Source organism: Janthinobacterium sp. CG_23.3 (assembly GCF_046115965.1).
GTDB lineage: Bacteria > Pseudomonadota > Gammaproteobacteria > Burkholderiales > Burkholderiaceae_D > Janthinobacterium.
Map to the genome: position 1 here is coordinate 1 of NZ_JBJXIB010000124.1, position 18,106 is coordinate 18,106.

At 68.6% G+C, this 18,106-nt stretch carries 18 protein-coding genes; 13 read left to right on the forward strand and 5 right to left on the reverse strand.

Going from position 1 to position 18,106, the window contains the following annotated elements; all coding sequences use genetic code 11:
* The first annotated feature begins 168 nt into the window (after positions 1–168).
* The 13 genes from ACFDR9_RS22450 (at position 169) to ACFDR9_RS22510 (ending at position 12,454) form a co-directional block, all read left to right on the forward strand.
* The gene (locus ACFDR9_RS22450; protein WP_409032422.1) at positions 169–1,041 is read left to right on the forward strand and encodes a tetratricopeptide repeat protein; all 873 of its coding nucleotides are present in this window, start codon (positions 169–171) and stop codon (positions 1,039–1,041) included.
* A gap of 7 nt (positions 1,042–1,048) precedes the next feature.
* Positions 1,049–2,797 carry a GspE/PulE family protein gene (locus ACFDR9_RS22455; RefSeq protein WP_409032423.1) on the forward strand — a complete coding sequence of 583 codons (1,749 nt, stop codon included), beginning with the start codon at positions 1,049–1,051 and terminating at the stop codon, positions 2,795–2,797.
* The gene (locus ACFDR9_RS22460) at positions 2,797–4,002 is read left to right on the forward strand and encodes a type II secretion system F family protein (protein ID WP_017875238.1); all 1,206 of its coding nucleotides are present in this window, start codon (positions 2,797–2,799) and stop codon (positions 4,000–4,002) included. The genes ACFDR9_RS22455 and ACFDR9_RS22460 overlap by 1 nt, the downstream gene beginning before the upstream one ends.
* A 12-nt stretch (positions 4,003–4,014) precedes the next feature.
* Entirely contained in the window at positions 4,015–5,562 is a 1,548-nt protein-coding gene (locus tag ACFDR9_RS22465; RefSeq protein WP_232429651.1) for a hypothetical protein, read from the forward strand.
* Positions 5,559–6,251, forward strand: a complete 693-nt coding sequence (locus tag ACFDR9_RS22470) for a hypothetical protein (protein WP_409032424.1) — start codon at positions 5,559–5,561, stop codon at positions 6,249–6,251. Before ACFDR9_RS22465 ends, ACFDR9_RS22470 begins: the two co-directional genes overlap by 4 nt.
* On the forward strand, positions 6,248–6,697 hold the full coding sequence (locus tag ACFDR9_RS22475; RefSeq protein ID WP_409032425.1) for a hypothetical protein: 450 nt from the start codon (positions 6,248–6,250) through the stop codon (positions 6,695–6,697). Before ACFDR9_RS22470 ends, ACFDR9_RS22475 begins: the two co-directional genes overlap by 4 nt.
* 9 nt (positions 6,698–6,706) lie before the next feature.
* Positions 6,707–7,060 carry a hypothetical protein gene (locus ACFDR9_RS22480; RefSeq protein ID WP_409032426.1) on the forward strand — a complete coding sequence of 118 codons (354 nt, stop codon included), beginning with the start codon at positions 6,707–6,709 and terminating at the stop codon, positions 7,058–7,060.
* Positions 7,057–7,773, forward strand: coding sequence for a type II secretion system protein (locus ACFDR9_RS22485; protein ID WP_409032427.1), 717 nt, complete (start codon positions 7,057–7,059; stop codon positions 7,771–7,773). Before ACFDR9_RS22480 ends, ACFDR9_RS22485 begins: the two co-directional genes overlap by 4 nt.
* Positions 7,770–8,540 (forward strand): ABC transporter permease, encoded by a 771-nt coding sequence (locus ACFDR9_RS22490; RefSeq protein ID WP_409032428.1) that lies wholly within the window; start codon positions 7,770–7,772, stop codon positions 8,538–8,540. Before ACFDR9_RS22485 ends, ACFDR9_RS22490 begins: the two co-directional genes overlap by 4 nt.
* Positions 8,540–9,262 (forward strand): hypothetical protein, encoded by a 723-nt coding sequence (locus tag ACFDR9_RS22495; protein ID WP_017875231.1) that lies wholly within the window; start codon positions 8,540–8,542, stop codon positions 9,260–9,262. Before ACFDR9_RS22490 ends, ACFDR9_RS22495 begins: the two co-directional genes overlap by 1 nt.
* 78 nt (positions 9,263–9,340) lie before the next feature.
* Positions 9,341–9,919, forward strand: coding sequence for a prepilin-type N-terminal cleavage/methylation domain-containing protein (locus ACFDR9_RS22500; RefSeq protein WP_017875230.1), 579 nt, complete (start codon positions 9,341–9,343; stop codon positions 9,917–9,919).
* A gap of 194 nt (positions 9,920–10,113) precedes the next feature.
* Entirely contained in the window at positions 10,114–11,181 is a 1,068-nt protein-coding gene (locus ACFDR9_RS22505) for a phosphotransferase (RefSeq protein WP_409032429.1), read from the forward strand.
* A 13-nt stretch (positions 11,182–11,194) separates the two neighbouring features.
* Entirely contained in the window at positions 11,195–12,454 is a 1,260-nt protein-coding gene (locus tag ACFDR9_RS22510) for an acyl-CoA dehydrogenase family protein (RefSeq protein WP_409032430.1), read from the forward strand.
* Between the two features lie 270 nt (positions 12,455–12,724).
* On the opposite strand, the gene ACFDR9_RS22515 is transcribed toward ACFDR9_RS22510, so the two are convergent.
* The 5 genes from ACFDR9_RS22515 to ACFDR9_RS22535 form a co-directional block, all read right to left on the reverse strand.
* On the reverse strand, positions 12,725–13,180 hold the full coding sequence (locus ACFDR9_RS22515; RefSeq protein WP_409032431.1) for a MaoC family dehydratase: 456 nt from the start codon (positions 13,178–13,180) through the stop codon (positions 12,725–12,727).
* Positions 13,173–13,655 carry a MaoC family dehydratase gene (locus ACFDR9_RS22520; RefSeq protein WP_409032432.1) on the reverse strand — a complete coding sequence of 161 codons (483 nt, stop codon included), beginning with the start codon at positions 13,653–13,655 and terminating at the stop codon, positions 13,173–13,175. The genes ACFDR9_RS22515 and ACFDR9_RS22520 overlap by 8 nt, the downstream gene beginning before the upstream one ends.
* An 18-nt stretch (positions 13,656–13,673) precedes the next feature.
* The gene (locus tag ACFDR9_RS22525; RefSeq protein ID WP_409032433.1) at positions 13,674–14,813 is read right to left on the reverse strand and encodes an acyl-CoA dehydrogenase family protein; all 1,140 of its coding nucleotides are present in this window, start codon (positions 14,811–14,813) and stop codon (positions 13,674–13,676) included.
* Between the two features lie 9 nt (positions 14,814–14,822).
* Complete coding sequence (locus tag ACFDR9_RS22530; RefSeq protein ID WP_409032434.1) at positions 14,823–16,013, reverse strand: acyl-CoA dehydrogenase family protein; 1,191 nt, start codon at positions 16,011–16,013, stop codon at positions 14,823–14,825.
* Between the two features lie 276 nt (positions 16,014–16,289).
* Positions 16,290–17,987: a hypothetical protein gene (locus ACFDR9_RS22535; protein WP_409032435.1), complete on the reverse strand. Its 1,698-nt coding sequence runs from the start codon at positions 17,985–17,987 to the stop codon at positions 16,290–16,292.
* Positions 17,988–18,106: the final 119 nt, after the last annotated feature.

Genomic DNA, 18,106 nt, shown 5'->3' on the forward strand with positions numbered 1-18,106 from the left:
GGTAAAAACCAAAGCACGAACTCATACCCCACCACCCTGAAGGGGTCCTCCCGCCGGGCACTAAACGCGCTTGCCTCCTCCGCTCCACCCCCGCCTGCGCCCCAGGGCGCCGCCGCGTACCCGAATACGCCGGACGGCGCGCCCGCCGGCGACGGCGCGCCCGGCGCCGTGCCGGTCTACCCGACCTACCAGGGCGCCCCGCCCAACCCGGCCACCCCGTCCAGCCCGCAGCCGCCGCCCGGCTACGAGCCGGGCGCGCGCGAACGCATCGAACAGCAGGCCTTGGCCATGGAACAGCAGCAACAGCAGCAGCAACAGCAGCAGCAACAGCAGCAACAGCAGCAGGCGCCGCAGCGGCCGCCAGCGCAACGGCCAGCGCCGCCGCAGGCCGCGGCGCCGCTGGCGGCGTCCGACGGCGCCGACATCCGCGTGCTGCGCACCGACGTGGCGCCGCAAATCAATCCGGCGCTGGAGGGCGCCTACCAGGCGTTCAACAGCGGCGACACCGGCAACGCCCGCCAGCGCTACGACGCGGTGCTGCGGCAGGAGCCGAACAACCGCGACGCCCTGCTCGGCATGGCCGCCGTCGCGGTGCGCGAAGGCCAGGGGCCACAGGCCGGCGCGCTGTACCTGCGCCTGCTGGAACTGGACCCCAACGACGGCGAGGCGCTGGCCGGCCTGATCGCGCTGCGCCAGGGCGACCCGGTGCAGGGCGAGTCGCGCCTGAAGGCGATTTTGCAGCGCGCCCCCGACGCCGGCCCGGTGCTGTTCGCGCTGGGCAACCTGTACGCCAAGCAAAGCCGCTGGAGCGACGCCCAGCAATTGTTTTTCCGCGCCTACAACAGCACGCCCGACAACGCCGACTACGCCTTCAACCTGGCCGTCGGCCTGGACCGCTTGAACCAGGCCAAGTTGGCGCTGACCTATTACCAACGCGCGCTGGCGCTGGCGCAGAACGCCCCCGGCAGCTTCGACCGCGCCGCGGTGCGCCGGCGCATGCGCGAACTGGCCGGCGCCGGCGCCCGCGCCCCCACCGAATAAGAGCGTCATGGCAGAACAAGCAAAACTCCCGCTCGGCAAGCAGCTGATCCAAAAAGGCGTCATCAGCGAGGACCAGCTGCGCATCGCGCTGATCGAGCAAAAACGCACCCCCGAGCCGCTCGGGCGCCTGCTCATCACGCTCGGTTTCGTTACCGAGGCCACCGTGCGCGAGGCGCTCAGCGAAAACCTGCACCAGCAAAGCGCCGACCTGAGCAGCCTGGTGGTCGACGCCATCGCCCTCAAGTTGATCCCCAAGGAAGTGGCCAAGCGCTACCGCGTGTTCCCCATCGTCTACGAGCGCGACAAGGACAACCTGATCCTGGCCATGGCCGACACCAGCAACATCGTCGCCCTCGACCAGATCAGCGCGATGCTGGTCAAGGGCATCAGCATCACGCCGCTGCTGGTCAACGACTCCGACATCTCGCGCGCCATCGACCAGTACTACGGCTTCGAGCTGTCGATCGACGGCATCCTGCTGGAGATCGAGACCGGCGAGGTCAACTACCAGAGCATGGGCGCGGTGTCGGACGAGTACAGCCAGCCGATGGTGCGCCTGATCGACGCGCTGCTGGCCGACGCGGTGCAAAACGGCGCCTCCGACATCCACTTCGAGCCGGAGCAGTCGTTCCTGCGCATCCGCTACCGCATCGACGGCATCCTGCGGCAAATCCGCAGCCTGCACAAATCGTACTGGCCGGCCATGGTGGTGCGCCTGAAAGTGGTCAGCAACATGAACATCGCCGAGTCGCGCGCGCCGCAGGACGGGCGCATCTCGATCAAATTCTCCGGCCGGCAGATCGATTTCCGCGCCTCGGCCCAGCCCACCACGCACGGCGAAAACTTCGTGCTGCGCGTGCTCGACCGCCAAAAAGGCCTGGTGCCGCTGGACCAGCTGGGCCTGGCCGACGCCGAACTGGCCCGCCTGAAGCTGATGATCGCCCGCCCCGACGGCGTGATCCTGGTGACCGGGCCGACCGGCAGCGGCAAGACCACCACGCTGTACTCGATCCTCAACCACATCAACACCGAGAGCGTCAACATCATGACGTTGGAAGACCCGGTCGAGTACCCGATGACGATGATACGCCAGACCTCGATCAACGAGTCGGCCAAGATGGGCTTCGCCGACGGCATCCGCTCGATGATGCGGCAAGACCCGGACGTGATCCTGGTCGGCGAGGTGCGCGACAAGGAAACGGCGGAGATGGCCTTCGCCGCCGCCATGACCGGGCACCAGGTCTACACCACCTTGCACACCAACTCGGCGATCGGCTCGATCTCGCGCCTGCTCGACATCGGCATCCTGCCCGACGTCATGGCCGGCAACATCATCGGCATCGTCGCGCAGCGCCTGGTGCGCCGCCTGTGCCCGCACTGCCGCACGGCGCACACCGCCGGCGCCGTCGAGCGGCGCCTGCTCGGGCTGGCGCCGCAGCGCGACGAGCATGCCACATCCGGCGACGGCGACGGCGACGCCGACGCCGGCGCCGTGACGATCTACCGCGCCCAGGGCTGCGAGCGCTGCGCCCACCAGGGCTACAAGGGCCGCATGGCGCTCATCGAGCTGCTGAAGATGACGCCCGAACTCGACGAAATGGTGGCGCGGCGCGCCTCGTCGCGCGAGCTGAAGAACGCCGCCCGCGCCGCCGGCTTCCACGCGCTGGTCGACGACGGCGTGCGCCGCGTGCGCGAGGGCGCCACCACGCTCGACGAGGTGGCGCGCGTGGTCGACCTGACCGACCGGCTGGCCTGATGGCGCAATACGCCTACCGCGCAATGGACCCGGCCGGCCAGATGGTGCCGGGGGTGATGGACGCGAGCAACGTGCCCGACCTGGAACTGCGCCTGCACCGCATGCAGTTGGACTTGATCGACTTCAAGCTCAGCAGCCAGCAACTGGTGCTGCTGGGCGCGCGCGTGGTGCGCCGCGCCGACCTGATCAACTTTTGCTTCCACATGGAGCAGTTGACCGGCGCCGGCGTGCCCATCCTGGAGGGCTTGAACGATTTGCGCGACAGCACCGACCACCCGCGCCTGCGCGAAGTCATCACCGAACTGGTCGAGGGCATCGAGGGCGGCCTGAGCCTGTCGGCGGCGCTGGCGGTGCATCCGGACATTTTCGACAACACCTTCACCAGCCTGATCACCGCCGGCGAGCACAGCGGCAAGATCGCCGAGGTCTTCAAGAACCTGTCGGAGAGCCTGAAGTGGCAGGACGAGCTGGCCGCGCAAAGCAAGAAGATCGTCATGTACCCGGCCGTGGTCGGCCTGGTCGTGGTCGCCGTCACCTTCTTCCTGATGATCTACCTGGTGCCGCAGCTGACCGCCTTCATCAAGAACATGGGCGGCGCGCTGCCCTTCCACACGCGCGCGCTGATCGTCGTCTCGAACGTCTTCATCGACTACTGGTATCTGCTGCTGGCGCTGCCGGTGGCGGCCTGGTTCGGCGCCCGCGCCTGGATCGCCCGCAGCGAGGCGGCGGCCTTCGCCTTCGACGGCATGAAGCTGCGCGTCTGGCTGGTCGGGCCGGTGCTGCACAAGATCATCCTGGCGCGCTTCGCCACCTTTTTCGCGCTGATGTACGCCTCCGGCATCACCATCCTCGACTGCATCCGCCTGTCCGAGGGCATCGTCGGCAACCGCGTCGTGGCCGCCGGCCTGCGCCGCGCCGCGCAACTGATCTCGGAGGGGCAGGGGGTGACGGCGGCGTTCCAGAACACCGGCATCTTCCCGCCGCTGGTGATCCGCATGCTCAAGGTCGGCGAGGCCACCGGCTCGCTCGACACGGCGCTGCGCAACGTCAGCTATTTCTACAACCGCGAGGTCAAGGACATGATCGAGAAGGTGCAGGCGATGATAGAGCCGGCCATGACGGTGGTCCTGGGGCTGCTGCTGGGCTGGATCATGCTGTCGGTGCTGGGACCGATCTACGATACGATCAGCAAGATCAAAACCTGAGGACCGGCCTTGTTGCGCACCCAATTATTCTACGTCACCAACGACCAGCTGTGCGCCTACGACTGGCAGCGCGGCCACTTGTCGGGCGGCCAGTGCTTCGGCGCCGACGCCGCCGGCGTGGCCGCCTTCGCGCGCTACCTGGCGGAGCGGGCGGCGCTGCCGGCCTACCTGCTCACCGACCTGATCGAAGAGGATTTCCAGCGCCAGTTGCTGCCGCACGTGGGCGGGCGCGCCGGCCGCGGCCTGCTGCAGCGCCGCCTGACCCAGCTCTACCGCGACACGCCCTACCGCGCCGCCACCGTGCAGGGCCGCGAAAGCGCCGGCCGGCGCGACGACCGGGTGCTGTTTTGCGCGCTGACCAACCCGTCCCTGCTGCAACCCTGGGTCGACGCGCTGGAACAGCGCAAGGTGCCGCTGGCGGGGATTTACTCGAGCAGCCTGCTCAGCGCGGCGCTGGTGGGCGCGCTGGCGCTGACCCAGCCGCACATCCTGCTGGTGACGTTCCAGTCGGGCGGCCTGCGCCAGAGCTATTTCCAGAACGGCCAGCTGCGCTTTAGCCGCCTGACCCCGGCCATCGACCGCGACGGCGTCGCCGTCGACGTTGCCGGCGAAACCGAGAAGACCCGCCAGTTCCTGGTCAGCACGCGCATGCTCGAACGCGGCGAGGTGCTGCACAGCGTCGTCGTGGCGCCGGCGCCGCAGGTGGCGCGGCTGCAGCCGCTGTGCCGCAACGCCCCCGAGACCGAGTTCCGTTTCGTGACGATGGAACGGGCCTGCGCCAAATTGCACCTGGCCGAGGTGCCGGCGCTGGCCGACCCGCTGCTGTTGTCGGTGCTGGGCCGGCGCCGCCCCCCCAGCCATTACGCGCTGGGCCAGCGCGCCCGCTTCTACCAGTTGCTGCTGGCGCGCCTCGGCCTGTTCGCCGGCAGCGCGGCGATCGCCGTGTTTTGCCTGGTCTGGCTGGCGGCGAACATCTGGGGCATCGTCGACGCCGCCCGCTCCCAGGCGGCGCTGGCGGCCGAGGCGCAATCGTACGAGCAGCGCTACGACGCCATCATGGCGTCGCTGCCGCCGCAGGTCGACAAGACCCAGAACATGAAGGCGGCGGTGCTGATCGAGCGCATGGTGACGAGCCGCGCGCCGGGTCCGCAAACGATGCTGGCCATGCTCAGCGCGGCGCTGGAGGGCGTGCCCGACGTCAGCCTGGTGCAACTCGACTGGAAGGTGCGCCTGCCGGAGAACCGCGCCGGCTCGGCGCAGCCGCGCGCCGACAACGCCGCCGCGGCGCCGGTGTCGTCGCTGCTGATCGGGCTGCCGGCGATGCCGCCGCAAAGCCTGCACGTCGAGGCCGAGGTGCTGCTGGCGCAAAACAACTACCGCGCCGCGCTCGACAGCATCAACCGCCTGACCGCCGAGCTGGCGCGCCAGCCGCGCCTGACCGTCGAGCTCGAGCAGACCCCGCTGGACGTGCGCCCGAGCGTCAAGCTGGCCGGCAAGGCCGCCACCACGGCGGCCGACAGCAAGGTCAAGTTCACCCTCAACCTGAGTTGGATACCATGAGCGCCCTTCCGTCCGGCATGCCGCCGGCCGCGCCCGCGGCCGGCAAGAAAACCGCCCGCACGGTCGCGCTGCCGCTGTGGATGAACGAGCTGGCGCTGATCCGCCTGGCCCTGCTGTGCTTTGCCACCGCGCTCAGCGTCGGCAGCCTGCTGGTGCTCGTCAGCAGCTGGTACCTGAACCAGCGCGGCGCGGCGCTGGCGCGCACCCAGCAGTTGCGCAACGTCGCCTACGACAAGTTCGCCCACGTCGAGAACGAGAAGCTGGAAATCCGCGACTACCAGCCGCAGTTCCTGGCGCTGCGCGAGCGCGGCCTGATCGGCGAGGAAAAGCGCCTCGAATGGATCGACGCGATCCGCCAGATCCAGGAACGGCGCAAGCTGCTGCCGATCAGCTACGAGATCGACGCGCAGCAACCGTTCCGCCTCGAAGCCCAGGCCGCCATGGGCGACTACAGCCTGCGGGGCAGCCGCATGGACCTGCACATGGACCTGCTGCACGAAATGGACCTGTTCGACTTCCTGCACGAACTCAAGCAGCGCAACTATTACACGATGCAGGATTGCTCGATCAAGCGCAGCGCCACGGCGGCCAACGGCGCGCTGGCGTCGACGCTGTCGGCCGACTGCACGCTGTACTGGCTGACACTGGCCACGGCCGCGCCCGCGCCGGCCGCGCGGAGCCGGCCATGACGGCGCCGCGCCTGCGGGCGCGCCTGTCGCTGTCGCTGTCGCTGTCGCTGGCGCTGGCGCTGGCGTGCGGCGCCGCGCAGGCGGCCAGCGCGCCGCTCGGACGCCTGTTCGCCACCCCGGCCGAGCGCGCCCAGCTCGACGCCCGCCGCGACGGCCATGCCGGCGCCGGCGCGCCGGCCGCCGCGCCGGCGCCGCCCGCCGCCGCCGTCGAAAGCGCGCCGGCGCCGGCGCCCACCACGCTCGACGGCGTGGTGCGGCGCAGCGGCGGCAAGTCCACCGTCTGGCTCAACCAGATGCCGCAAAGGGAAGCGGACGACCGCCTTGGAGCGGACCCGGCGGCCGCCGCGCTGTCGCTGCAACTGCCGTCCGGCCAAACCGTGATCCTCAAGCCGGGCCAAAGCTACCACCCGGACGACGGCACGGTGCGGGAACAGCATGGACGCTAGCGCGCGCCGGTGCAAAGCAGCAGCGCGGTGGCGACCAAGACGGTGCGCGCGCGCCAGCCGGACGGCCGCTTGTACTACCTCGGCGGCCAGGAAGAATGCGTGCTAAGCGCGCCGTGCCTGCCCTTCGTGGTCTACTCCAGCGGCAAGAACAACCTCGGTACCGGCGTCGGCGGCGTGGCCCAGGCCAACGGCGCCCGCCGCAACCCAGACGAGCTGGCCAACCAGGCCGCCAGCGCCCACTTCATCGGCGGCGCCGCCAGCGCCGACCCGGCCCGGCCCGGCGGCGAGTTCGACGACATGCTCACCTGGGTCGCCCTGCCACAGTTATACCAACGCATGAAAGCGGCCCGCAACCTGCCATGAACCGGACAAGCATACGACAACAACGCGGTTTCAGCCTGGTCGAAATGGCCATCGTGCTGGTCATCGTCGGCCTGATGATAGGCGGCCTGATCACGCCGCTGGCGATGCAACTGGAGCAGCGCAAGGGCGCCGAGACGCAAAAGGCGCTCGACGAGGCCAGGGAGGCACTGATCGGCTACGCGCTGCGTTACGGCCACCTGCCCTGCCCGGCCGTCTCGGCCGGCAACGGCCTGGAGGACCGCCTGGCGCTGCGCTGCGCGAATGAAAAACGCCAGGGCTTCCTGCCCTGGGCCACCCTCGGCCTGGTCAAAAGCGACAGCTGGAACCACCTGTTCCGCTACAGCGTCACGCCGGCCTTCAGCGACAGCGGCGTGCGCTTCGCGCTCAACACGCGGGGCGACATCAGCGTCATGACGCGCGACGGCGCCGGCCGCCCCACCCCGGCGACCGCCAGCAACGACATTCCGGCGCTGGTGATGTCGCACGGCAAAAACGGCTTCGGCGCCAGCAGCGAGCTGGGCGTACGCGTCGCCAACGCCTCGGCCAGCAACGGTGACGAGCGCGTCAACGCCGGCGTCGGCACCACCTTCGTCAGCCGCGCCCTGAGCGACGAGCACGGCGGCGCCGGCGGCGAGTTCGACGACCTGGTGGTGTGGGTCTCGCCGAACATCCTGTTCAACCGGATGGTGGCGGCGCAGCGCCTGCCGCAATGATGCTGCGACCGGCCCTGACCATCGCCGCCTACACGCTGCTGGAAGCGCTGCGCAACCGCCTGCTATGGCTGCTGTTGCTGGCGGCGCTGGCCGGCGTCGGCCTGGCCGGCTTCCTGCACGAGCTGGCGCTGACCGAGGGCCGCGAGGTGCAGGCGGCGCTGCTGGCGGCCGCGCTGCGGCTGGCGGCGGTGTTCCTGGTCGCCACCTTCGTCGTCACCAGCGTGGTGCGCGAGGCCGACGACAAGGGCCTCGACATGCTGCTGGCGCTGCCCATGCCGCGCGCCGCCTACCTGTTCGGCAAGCTGGCCGGCTTCGCCGCGCTGGCGCTGCTGCCGGCGCTGCTGTTCGGCACCCTCAGCCTGCTGTTCGCGGCGCCGGCGCAAAGCGCGCTGTGGGGCCTGTCGCTGCTGTGCGAGCTGTGGATCGTCGCCGCCTTCAGCCTGTTGTGCGCGCTCAGCTTCAGCCAGGCGCTGCCGGCGCTGGCCGGCGTCGCCGGCTTCTACCTGCTGGCGCGCGTGATCGGCGCGCTGCAACTGCTGGGCCACGGCCAGGGCGGCGCGCGCTCGCACGGCCAGCGCGCCATCGGCGCCGGCCTCGACCTGGTGGCCGCCGTGCTGCCGGCGCTGGATCGCTACACCCGCACCGAATGGCTGCTGTACGGCAGCGGCGACGCCGCCACCCTGCTCGCCATCGCCGCGCACAGCGCGATCTACCTGGCCCTGCTGGCGGCGGCCGCGCTGTTCGACTTGTACCGCAAGAGCCTCTGATGGCCGTGAAACCGGTCGCGGCGGTGCCGCCGGCGGTGCGCTGGGCGCTGGCGCTGGCGCTGGCGCTGCAACTGCTGTGGCACGCCGCGCAGCAGCCGGCCGCGCCGGCGCCGCCGGCGCTGCCGCCGGCGCCGGCGCCGGCCGCGCTGCGCCTGGCCAGCCTGGGCGAGCCGGAGGCGCTGTCGAAGGCGCTACTGCTGTACCTGCAAGCCTACGACGACCAGGACGGGCGCAGCCTGAGCCTGAACCAGCTCGACTACGCGCGCCTGGAAGGCTGGCTGGAGGCCGCGCTGGCGCTCGACCCGCGCGGCCAGTACCCGCTGCTGCTGGCCAGCCAGGTGTACGCGGCGGCGCCCGACCCGGCGCGGGTGCGGCGCATGCTGGCCTTCGTCGAGCGCCGCTTCGGCGACGACCCCGACCGGCGCTGGCCGTGGCTGGCGCACGCGGCGCTGGTGGCGCGCCACCGCTTGCACGACCTGCCGCTGGCGCGCCGCTACGCCGCCGCGCTGCGCCTGCGCGCCACCGGCGCCGGCGTGCCGGCCTGGGCGCGCCAGCTGGAAGTGTTCATCGCCGAGGACATGAACGAGTTCGACAGCGCGAAGGCGCTCATCGGCGGCCTACTGCAAAGCGGCCACGTCAGCGACCCGCGCGAGCTGGCATTCCTGGAGCGACGCCTGCAGGATATTGCCGCCCGTCAAAAAGAAACGCGCGCGCGCCCATAACGCGCCGATTTGCTTTAAAATTGCAAGTTAATTGTGCAGTTACTGCAATATGTATTGTCGTATTATAAAGGAACCATTATGCCCGCCCTCCGCCACCGACAGCAAGGCTTCACCCTGGTTGAAATCGCCATCGTGTTGGTCATCATCGGCCTGCTGCTGGGCGGCGTGTTAAAAGGCCAGGGCCTGATCGACAGCGCCAAGGTAAAGAACATCATCCAGCAGTCGAACGCGCTGTCGGCGGCGGTGAACGCCTACCAGGACAAATTCCGCGCCCTGCCCGGCGACGACATCCAGGCCACCAGCCATGTGCCGAACGCGGCCGGCAACGGCAACGGCGACGGCCAGATCGGCGACGGCCAGCCGCGCGAATTCGCGCTGGCGCCGCAACACCTGGCGCTGGGCGGCTTCATCACCGGCTCCTACAACGGCTCGACCCAGTTCATGACCAGCTCCCAGGGCGGCGCGGTGTACCTGTACAACGACGAAGTGGGCGGGCGCTCGGGCAACGGCATCCGCTTCGACAACCTGCCGGAATCGTTCGCCGAGCAGATCGACAGCAAGCTCGACGACGGCGTCGCCACCACCGGCTCGGTACGCGCCAAGGCGCCCTACGGCAACACCGGCGCCATCATCACCCGCACCGCCGTATTTTTCTAGCGCGGCGTCGCCCAAGGGCGTGTCGTATTGTCGGGTTACGCCCGCTGGGCTTACCCGAGCTACCAAACCTTCCCGCAGCCCTTCACAGCGCCGTCGCGCCACGTCGCTTCGCTTGAAAATAAATAGTACGGGCGTGCGTTTCCATGGTTTAGAATAGACCCACCACGACAGGGCCCAAGCCCGAGGGAGACGAGATGTTTGAGGAATTCATGGGCACCAAGCCCGTGTCGGAGCGGCAGAAATTCGATATCGCGGCGCTGACCGCGTATTTGCGGCGGCACGTGGCCGGCTACCCCGGCGGCGAGCCGACGGTGGAACAGTTCAAGGGCGGCCAGTCGAACCCGACCTTCAAGCTCAGCGTCGCCGGCCAGCACTACGTGCTGCGCACCAAGCCCGGCCCTGCCGCCAAGCTGCTGGCGTCGGCGCACGCGATCGACCGCGAGTTCCGCGTCATGGACGCGCTCAACAAGGCCGGCTTCCCGGCCGCGCGCCAGTACGCGCTGTGTCTCGACGAGGGCGTCATCGGGCGCGCCTTTTACATCATGGAATTCGTCGAGGGCCGGGTGCTGTGGGACCAGGCCCTGCCCGGCATGACGCCGGCCGAGCGCGGCGCCATCTATGACGAACTCAACCGCGTGATCGCGCAGCTGCACACGGTCGACTACGCGGCCATCGGCCTGGCCGACTTCGGCAAGCCGGGCAATTACTTCCAGCGCCAGATCGAGCGCTGGACGCGCCAGTACCAGGCCTCCGCGACCGAGGACATCGCGCCGATGAACCAGCTGATGGCCTGGCTGCCGGCGCACATCCCGCCGGGCGAGGACACCAGCATCGTGCATGGCGACTTCCGCCTCGACAACATCATCTTCCATCCGACCGAGCCGCGCGTGCTGGCCGTGCTGGACTGGGAACTGTCGACGCTGGGGCACCCGTTCGCCGACTTCTCCTACCACTGCATGAGCTGGCACATCGAACCGGGCCAGTTCCGCGGCATCGCCGGACTCGACTTGGCGGCGCTGGGCATCCCGTCGCAGCAGGAATACATCCGCCAGTACGCCGAGCGCACCGGCAAGACCATCCGCCTGGAGGATTTCAACTTTTATCTGGCCTTTAATATGTTCCGCCTGGCCAGCATCATGCAGGGCATCATGAAACGTTACGTCGACGGCACGGCCGCCAGCGCACAGGCGCTGGAGTCGGGCAAGATGGCGCGGCCCATGGCCGAACTGGGCTGGGCCTACGCCGGCGGCAAACCAATCTAACCAGGGGAAACAGATGAATTTCGACTATTCCGAGCGTTGCCAGAGCTTGCGGCACAAGTTGCTGCAATTTATGGAGCAGCACATCTACCAGAACGAAGCCGCCTTCAAGCGGGAAGTCGACCGCAACGGCGTGGAAAAAGGCAACCGCTGGATTCCGACCGAGCTGATCGAGCGCCTGAAACCGCTGGCGCGCGAACAGGGGCTGTGGAACCTGTTCCTGCCGCAGTCGGCGCGCGCGCCGGAAGGGCTGTCCAACCTCGACTACGCGCCGCTGTGCGAGATCATGGGCCGGGTCGGGTGGGCGCCGGAGGTGTTCAACTGCGCCGCGCCCGACACCGGCAACATGGAAACCATCGAACGCTACGGCTCCGAGGAGCATAAGCGCACCTGGCTGGAACCGCTGCTGCGCGGCGAGTTCCGTTCGGCCTTCGCCATGACCGAGCCGGGCGTGGCCTCGTCCGACGCGACCAATATTGAAACCCGCATCGAGCGCGACGGCGACGACTACGTGATCAACGGGCGCAAATGGTGGATTTCCGGCGCCGGCGACCCGCGCTGCAAAATCTTCATCACCATGGGCAAGACCGACTTCGGCGCGGCGCGCCACCAGCAGCAGTCGATGATACTGGTACCGGCCGACACGCCCGGCATCACGATCCTGCGCCCGCTGCCGGTGTTCGGCTACGACGACGCGCCGCACGGCCACTGCGAAATCCTGTTCGAGAACGTGCGCGTGCCGGCCTCCAACCTGTTGCTGGGCGAAGGGCGCGGCTTTGAAATCGCCCAGGGCCGGCTGGGGCCGGGGCGCATCCACCACTGCATGCGCGCCATCGGCGTGGCCGAGCGCGCGCTGGAACTGATGTGCCTGCGCCTGAACCGCCGCGTCGCCTTCGGCAAGAAGCTGTCGGAGCAAGGCGTGTGGCGCGAGCGCATCGCCGAGTCGCGCATCCAGATCGACACGGCGCGCCTGCTGACGCTGAAGACGGCGTCGCTGATGGACACCGTCGGCAACAAGCATGCGCAGGCGGAGATCGCGATGATCAAGGTGCTGGCGCCGAACGTCGCGCAGCAGGTGCTGGACTGGTCGATCCAGGCGCACGGCGCGGCCGGCGTATCGGACGACTTCCCGCTGGCGGCGCAATGGGCCGGCAACCGCACGCTGCGCCTGGCCGACGGCCCGGACGAGGTGCACCGCAACGCCATCGCCAAGCTGGAACTGGCCAGGCACGGCACGCTGGCGGAAGACCTGGGCCTGCCGATTACGCGCAGCTAGTTCCACAAGCAACCGACGGCGCAAGGCCGGGGCCAGATTTGAGGGTCTGACCCGGCGATTTGGCGCTGGTTTGAAGCGCGTTTCTTCCACCCCCTTATTTCACTTCTAAGCGGGTGGAATATGCTTCATACCGATAAGGTGCCGAGTTTGCATATCTCTTGGGCGGAGTGTGGAAGAACATCGTTTTTCAGTCCGGGACGCTCTTGGTGTCAGCACTGAAAAACGATGTGTATAACGCTACGGTCCAACCCCAGCGCGTGCAGTGGGTAGTTACGGATAGCGGCGCATCAGGAACTCGGCCACGCAGACCGGCTTGTCGCCGCCCTCGCGCTCGATCGCCACGCCCCAGTCGATCTGCGCGCCGTCGGCCAGGTCGCGCACCGCCAGGATCGACAGGCGCGCCCGCAGGCGGCTGCCGACCGGCACCGGCGCCGGGAAGCGCACCTTGTTCAAGCCGTAGTTGATGGCCATGCCGACGTCCACCAGCCGCAGCGCGTTTTGCAGCATCGCCGGCACCATCGCCAGCGTCAAAAAGCCGTGCGCGACGGTGGTGCCGTAGGGCGACTCGCGTTGGCAGCGCTCGACGTCGACGTGGATCCACTGGTGGTCGTTGGTGGCGTCGGCGAAGCCGTTGATGCGCTCCTGGGTGATCTCGACCCACTCCGACAGCGCCACCTCCTGCCCGACCAGCGCCTTGGTGTCGGCCAGGTTGGCGATGTCACGCATCGCCAACCTGCGCGGCCGCGCCCGGACGGCGCCGGAACATGCCCATGCCCTCGATGGTCGCCACCACCTCGCCGTGCTGGTTAGTCGCCTGCCACAGCGACACCACCACGCCGCGGTCCGGCTTCGACGCCGACGGCCGCACTTCCTTGGTGATGTAGGCAACGCTCAGCGTGTCGCCGCCGCGCACCGGCTTGATCCAGCGCACGCAATCCAAGCCGGGCGAACCCATGCTCGACGAGCCGCCCAGCACGCCGTCGACGACCATGCGCATCATCATGCTGCAGGTGTGCCAGCCGCTGGCGATGACGCCGCCGAAGATCGACTGCGCCGCCGCCTCGTGGTCAATGTGGAAGGGTTGCGGATCGAACTGGGCGGCGAAGGCGATGATTTCCTCCTCCGTCACCAAGCGGCTGCCCATGTCGAGCTGCTGGCCGACGAAAAAATCCTCGAAATACATGTGGTTCGTGCCTGCCATATGCTGTCCCTTGTGCGCTTACGCGGTCTGTTTGAAACCCGGCTGGGCGATGAAGCGCTCCAGGTGGTGGTCGCTGTCGCCCAGGGTCAACTCTATCATCGTCAGACGCTTGAAGTGGTGCGCGGCCGGCAGCTCGTTGGTCACGCCGATGCCGCCGTGCAGCTGCACCGCCTGCTGGCCGACGAACTTGGCCGCCTGGCCGACCCGGACCTTGGCCGCCGACACCGTGCGGCGGCGCTCCTCGGCGTCGCTGGAGCCGACTTTGCCGGCCGCCAGCATCGCCATCGAACGGGCCTGTTCCAGGTGGATGAACATGTCGGCCATGCGGTGCTGCAGCGCCTGGAACTTGCCGATCGGCGCGCCGAACTGGGTGCGCGTCTTCAGGTATTCCAGCGTCGCCGCGAAGATCGCGTCCATCGCTCCGACCGCCTCGGCGCACAGCAGTGTGGCGCCGTAGTCGGCCGCCGCGTCGAGGATGTCCCAGCCGGCGCCGGCCGCGCCCAGCAGGCTGGCCGCCGGCAGCCGCACCTGCGTGAAGGTGATGCTGGCGGCGCGCTGGCCGTCAATGGTGCGGTAGTCGCGCACGCCGACGCCGGCGCTGTCGGCCGGCACCACGAACAGGGAGATGCCGGCGCTGTCGCGCTGTTCGCCGCCGCTGCGCGCCGATACGATCAGCGCGCCCGCCTGCGCGCCGTGCAGCACCACGCTCTTGGCGCCGTCGAGCAGGTAACCTTCGCCGGTCGGCGTGGCGCGGGTGCGAATGTCGAACAAATCGTGGCGCGCCTGCTTCTCGCCCAGCGCGCAGGCCAGCTTCAGTTCGCCGGCGGCAACTTGCTGCAGCAGCGCGTCGTGGCCGCCGCCCAGGCGCAGGAACTCGGCGCCCAGCACGGTCGCCAGGTAGGGCTCGACCACCAGGCCGCGGCCCAGTTCCTGCATCACCACCAGCATGTCGACGGCGCTGCCGTTGAAGCCGCCCTGCGCCTCCGGCACCGGCAGCGCCGTCATGCCCAGCTCGGCCAGCGTGGCCCAGGCGGCGTCGGACACGCCGGCCTCGGAATGGATGATCTTGTTACGCGCCTCGAAACTGTAGTCTTTGTCGACCCAGCGACGTAGGGCGTCGGCGAACTGCCGCTGCTCTTCTTTGAAGGTGAAATCCATGTCGTCTCCTCACAGGCCCAGAATCATCTGGGTGATGATGTTTTTTTGAATCTCGTTCGAGCCGCCGTAGATCGAGGTCTTGCGATAGTTGAAGTAGTAGCCGGCCAGCGGCGCGGCGGCGTCGTCGCCGGCGGCGCTGTGCCCGGCGCGGCCCTCCAGATACGCCGGATCGAAGGGCAAGGCGTCGGGACCGAGCGCCTCGACCATCAACTCGGTCAATTGCTGCTGGATTTCCGAGCCGCGCACCTTGAGCATCGACGCCTGCGGACCCGGCGCCTGGTTCTCCTGGGCGATCACGCGCAGCACCGTCATCTCCAGCGCCATCAGCTCGATCTCCAGCGTGGCGACCTTGGCCGCGAACAGCGCGTCGTCAAGCAAGGGTTCGCCGCGCTTGTGGTGCTGCGTCGCCAGGCGCTTGAGGAACAGCAGCTCGCGGCGCGAACGGCCGACGGCGGCGATGCCGGTGCGCTCGTGGCCGAGCAGGTATTTGGCGTAGGTCCAGCCGCGGTTTTCCTGGCCGACCAGGTTCTGCACCGGCACCCGGACGTCATCGAAGAACACCTCGTTGACCTCGTGGTCCTCGTCGAGCATGATGATCGGGCGCACCGTGATGCCGGGCGTCTTCATGTCGATGAGCAGGAAGGATATGCCCTCCTGCTTGCGCACGCCGCTGTCGGTGCGCACCAGGCAGAAAATCATGTCGGCGTGCTGGCCCAGCGTGGTCCAGGTCTTCTGGCCGTTGACGATGTAGTCGTCGCCCTGGCGCTCGGCGGTGGTGTTTAGCGACGCCAGGTCGGAGCCGGCGCCCGGCTCCGAATAACCCTGGCACCACCAGTCGTCGCAATGGAGGATGCGCGGCAGGTAATGGGCTTTCTGCGCCTCGTTGCCGAAGGCCATGATCACCGGCGCCACCATGTTGACGCCGAACGGCAGGATGGGCGGCGTGCCGGCGCGGGCGCACTCGTCTTCCCAGATATGCCGCTGCACCGCGTTCCAGCCGGTGCCGCCGTGCTCGACCGGCCAGCCGGGCGCGGCCCAACCCTGTTTGGCGACAATCTTATGCCAGCGCACGATGTCGTCCTTCGACAGGCGCAGATGGTGGCGCACCTTTTGCTGCAGCTCGGCCGGCAAATTGGCGTCGAGGAAAGCGCGCGCGCTGGCGCGGAACGCCGTATCCTCGGCGGTATAGTTCAAATCCATGCTGTCTCCTTGTCGGAACCTCGAAAAACCCGATGGTGGCGCAATGTCGAGGCCATCTTTGTTATCGGCACTTAAAAAAGCACGACCGTTCACAATGATTGTACCGCATAAATTCAAGCTGTTTTACACCCCGGCGTTAAATTCATCAAAACGAAGGGCATAAGCCCGGGGCCGGACCTGAAGGTCCGAGCCCGGGTTATGCATTGGGATGATTTTCAGCGTAGCGGCCCGCTAGGCTACCGGCGGATTCAACCCCGCCTTCGGGCGCTGGCGGGCTTAGCGTGTCGGCGCGGCGGCCAGCTTGAGGGATGGAAGCGCCAGCGCCGCGCTAGCGCTGACGCTGTAGCGGCCGATGCTGCCGTAGTTGGTATACCCGGTTTTCAGCGGATCGCCGACGCCGGCGCCGGTGACGCTGACGTAGTAGGTGCCCGGCAGTGCGAGGTTGACGCTCAGGCTGGCGTCGAGGCCGTCGACCGGGTTGGCGCTGGCCAGCAGCCGGCCGGCGCCGTCGTACACCTGCAGCAGGATGTCGACGTTGCTGCCGAGCGCGGCGCCGGCCGCCTTCAGGGTCAGCATGCCGGCACCGGCGACGAAGCGGAACATGTCGACGTCGCCCGGCACGCCGACGAGACCGCCAAAGTTCAGGTTCGACAGGCCGTTGGCGTTGACGCCGGTTAGCGTGGTGGCCAGCGCCGGCGCGCCGCCGTGGTCGTCGACGCGCGCTTTCAGACCCTGGCGCGCCATCACCGCATAGGCGTCTTCCTTGTTGTCGGCGCTCAGGTACTGGCCCTTCGACCACTGGGTCAAGTTCTTATAGTAGCCGACGCCCATGATGGGCGCCCAGCCGGTCTGGCCGTCGCCGTGGCCGGTGTAGTAGGCGGTGGCGGCCGTACCCTGGTGGCGCAGGCCCAGCGTGTGGCCGGCCTCGTGCGAGACGCATTCGGCGATCGGCTTTTCGCTGTTCGCCAGGTTGTTCGGGAAGCAGAACGCCGGCGCGGCGTTGGCGGCGAAAGCGGCGAACGAATTCAGGTAGGCGTAGCCGCCGGCGCTACTCGCTTGCGGCGTCACCAGGACGGTCGCGCCGATCTTGCCGGCGACGACGGCCGGCGCCTCGGTGGTGACGTCGACGTCGAAGGCGGCGAAGTCTTCCGCCACGCGCTGCCACACTTTTTGAATCAGCAGGCGTTCGGCGGTGCTGTAGGTGGCGGCCACTTTGTCGAGGTCGAACCCCGGATTCGCGCCCTGCCCGTTGAAGTCGATAAACAGCACGCGCGTCGAGTCGGGCTTGGTATGCAGCTTGAAGGTCTGGTCGAGCGGGAACGGGGTGCCGGCGGCCGTCGCGGTGCCGGTGGCGGCGGTGGTCGCCTCGGCGGTGGCGCCGCCGGCGGTGGCGCCGACGCCCTCGTCGATGTGGACGATGCGGCCCTTGCGGTCCAGGTGCACGCTGGCGTCGCTCAGCAGCAGTTGGCTCAGCGAGGCGGCCGTCATGCCGTACCAGTTGGCCACCGGCGCCAGGTCGGCGCCCAGCAGGTCGATGGCGCGCTGGCCCGACGAGAATTCGGCCAGGCGGATGCGGGCGAACGGCGCATTCTCGGTCGCGCCGTCGGCGCTGACCGGCACGAAGTCGGCCGGCATTTCCATTGTTTCGTAGGCCGCCAGTTCGGCCTTGCGCTGCGCCTGCGGCCCGGCTACCGGCTCGGCGGCGGCGAGGCGTTTCGGCCCGGCCGCGTTCAGCCTGCCGAACGGCGACAGCGGAAACACCGACGGCGCGGCCAGCGCCGGCGCCACTGCGCCTGGGGTAGCGGCGCCCGGCTGCGCGCTGGCCGCCACCGGCGCGGCGGCGCGGGCCGGGTCCCGCGGCAGCGCCAGCGCGGCAATGCCAACCCCGGCCAGTATCGCCACGGCGGCGATGGCGTAGGCGCCGTTGCGCAGGCGGCGTTGCTGCGTTGGCTTGTGCGGCTGATGCTGTTTCATGATGCTGTCTCCACTGGGAGGGCGAACCCGACCTTCTATGATGAATTCCAAGTCAACTGGTTTTTCGCAAATTTATCCTATCCCTTGTTTCGGTATCGGCGGGGTCAAGGGCGGGCGAA

Bases quoted from the DNA above. Each gene is read 5' to 3' on its own strand.
- ACFDR9_RS22455 (WP_409032423.1), top strand. From the start codon at position 1,049: ATGGCAGAACAAGCAAAACTCCCGCTCGGCAAGCAGCTGATCCAAAAA.
- ACFDR9_RS22460 (WP_017875238.1), top strand. From the start codon at position 2,797: ATGGCGCAATACGCCTACCGCGCAATGGACCCGGCCGGCCAGATGGTG.
- ACFDR9_RS22470 (WP_409032424.1), top strand. From the start codon at position 5,559: ATGAGCGCCCTTCCGTCCGGCATGCCGCCGGCCGCGCCCGCGGCCGGC.
- ACFDR9_RS22475 (WP_409032425.1), top strand. From the start codon at position 6,248: ATGACGGCGCCGCGCCTGCGGGCGCGCCTGTCGCTGTCGCTGTCGCTG.
- ACFDR9_RS22485 (WP_409032427.1), top strand. From the start codon at position 7,057: ATGAACCGGACAAGCATACGACAACAACGCGGTTTCAGCCTGGTCGAA.
- ACFDR9_RS22490 (WP_409032428.1), top strand. From the start codon at position 7,770: ATGATGCTGCGACCGGCCCTGACCATCGCCGCCTACACGCTGCTGGAA.
- ACFDR9_RS22495 (WP_017875231.1), top strand. From the start codon at position 8,540: ATGGCCGTGAAACCGGTCGCGGCGGTGCCGCCGGCGGTGCGCTGGGCG.
- ACFDR9_RS22500 (WP_017875230.1), top strand. From the start codon at position 9,341: ATGCCCGCCCTCCGCCACCGACAGCAAGGCTTCACCCTGGTTGAAATC.
- ACFDR9_RS22505 (WP_409032429.1), top strand. From the start codon at position 10,114: ATGTTTGAGGAATTCATGGGCACCAAGCCCGTGTCGGAGCGGCAGAAA.
- ACFDR9_RS22510 (WP_409032430.1), top strand. From the start codon at position 11,195: ATGAATTTCGACTATTCCGAGCGTTGCCAGAGCTTGCGGCACAAGTTG.
- ACFDR9_RS22515 (WP_409032431.1), bottom strand. From the start codon at position 13,180: ATGCGTGACATCGCCAACCTGGCCGACACCAAGGCGCTGGTCGGGCAG.
- ACFDR9_RS22520 (WP_409032432.1), bottom strand. From the start codon at position 13,655: ATGGCAGGCACGAACCACATGTATTTCGAGGATTTTTTCGTCGGCCAG.
- ACFDR9_RS22525 (WP_409032433.1), bottom strand. From the start codon at position 14,813: ATGGATTTCACCTTCAAAGAAGAGCAGCGGCAGTTCGCCGACGCCCTA.
- ACFDR9_RS22530 (WP_409032434.1), bottom strand. From the start codon at position 16,013: ATGGATTTGAACTATACCGCCGAGGATACGGCGTTCCGCGCCAGCGCG.
- ACFDR9_RS22535 (WP_409032435.1), bottom strand. From the start codon at position 17,987: ATGAAACAGCATCAGCCGCACAAGCCAACGCAGCAACGCCGCCTGCGC.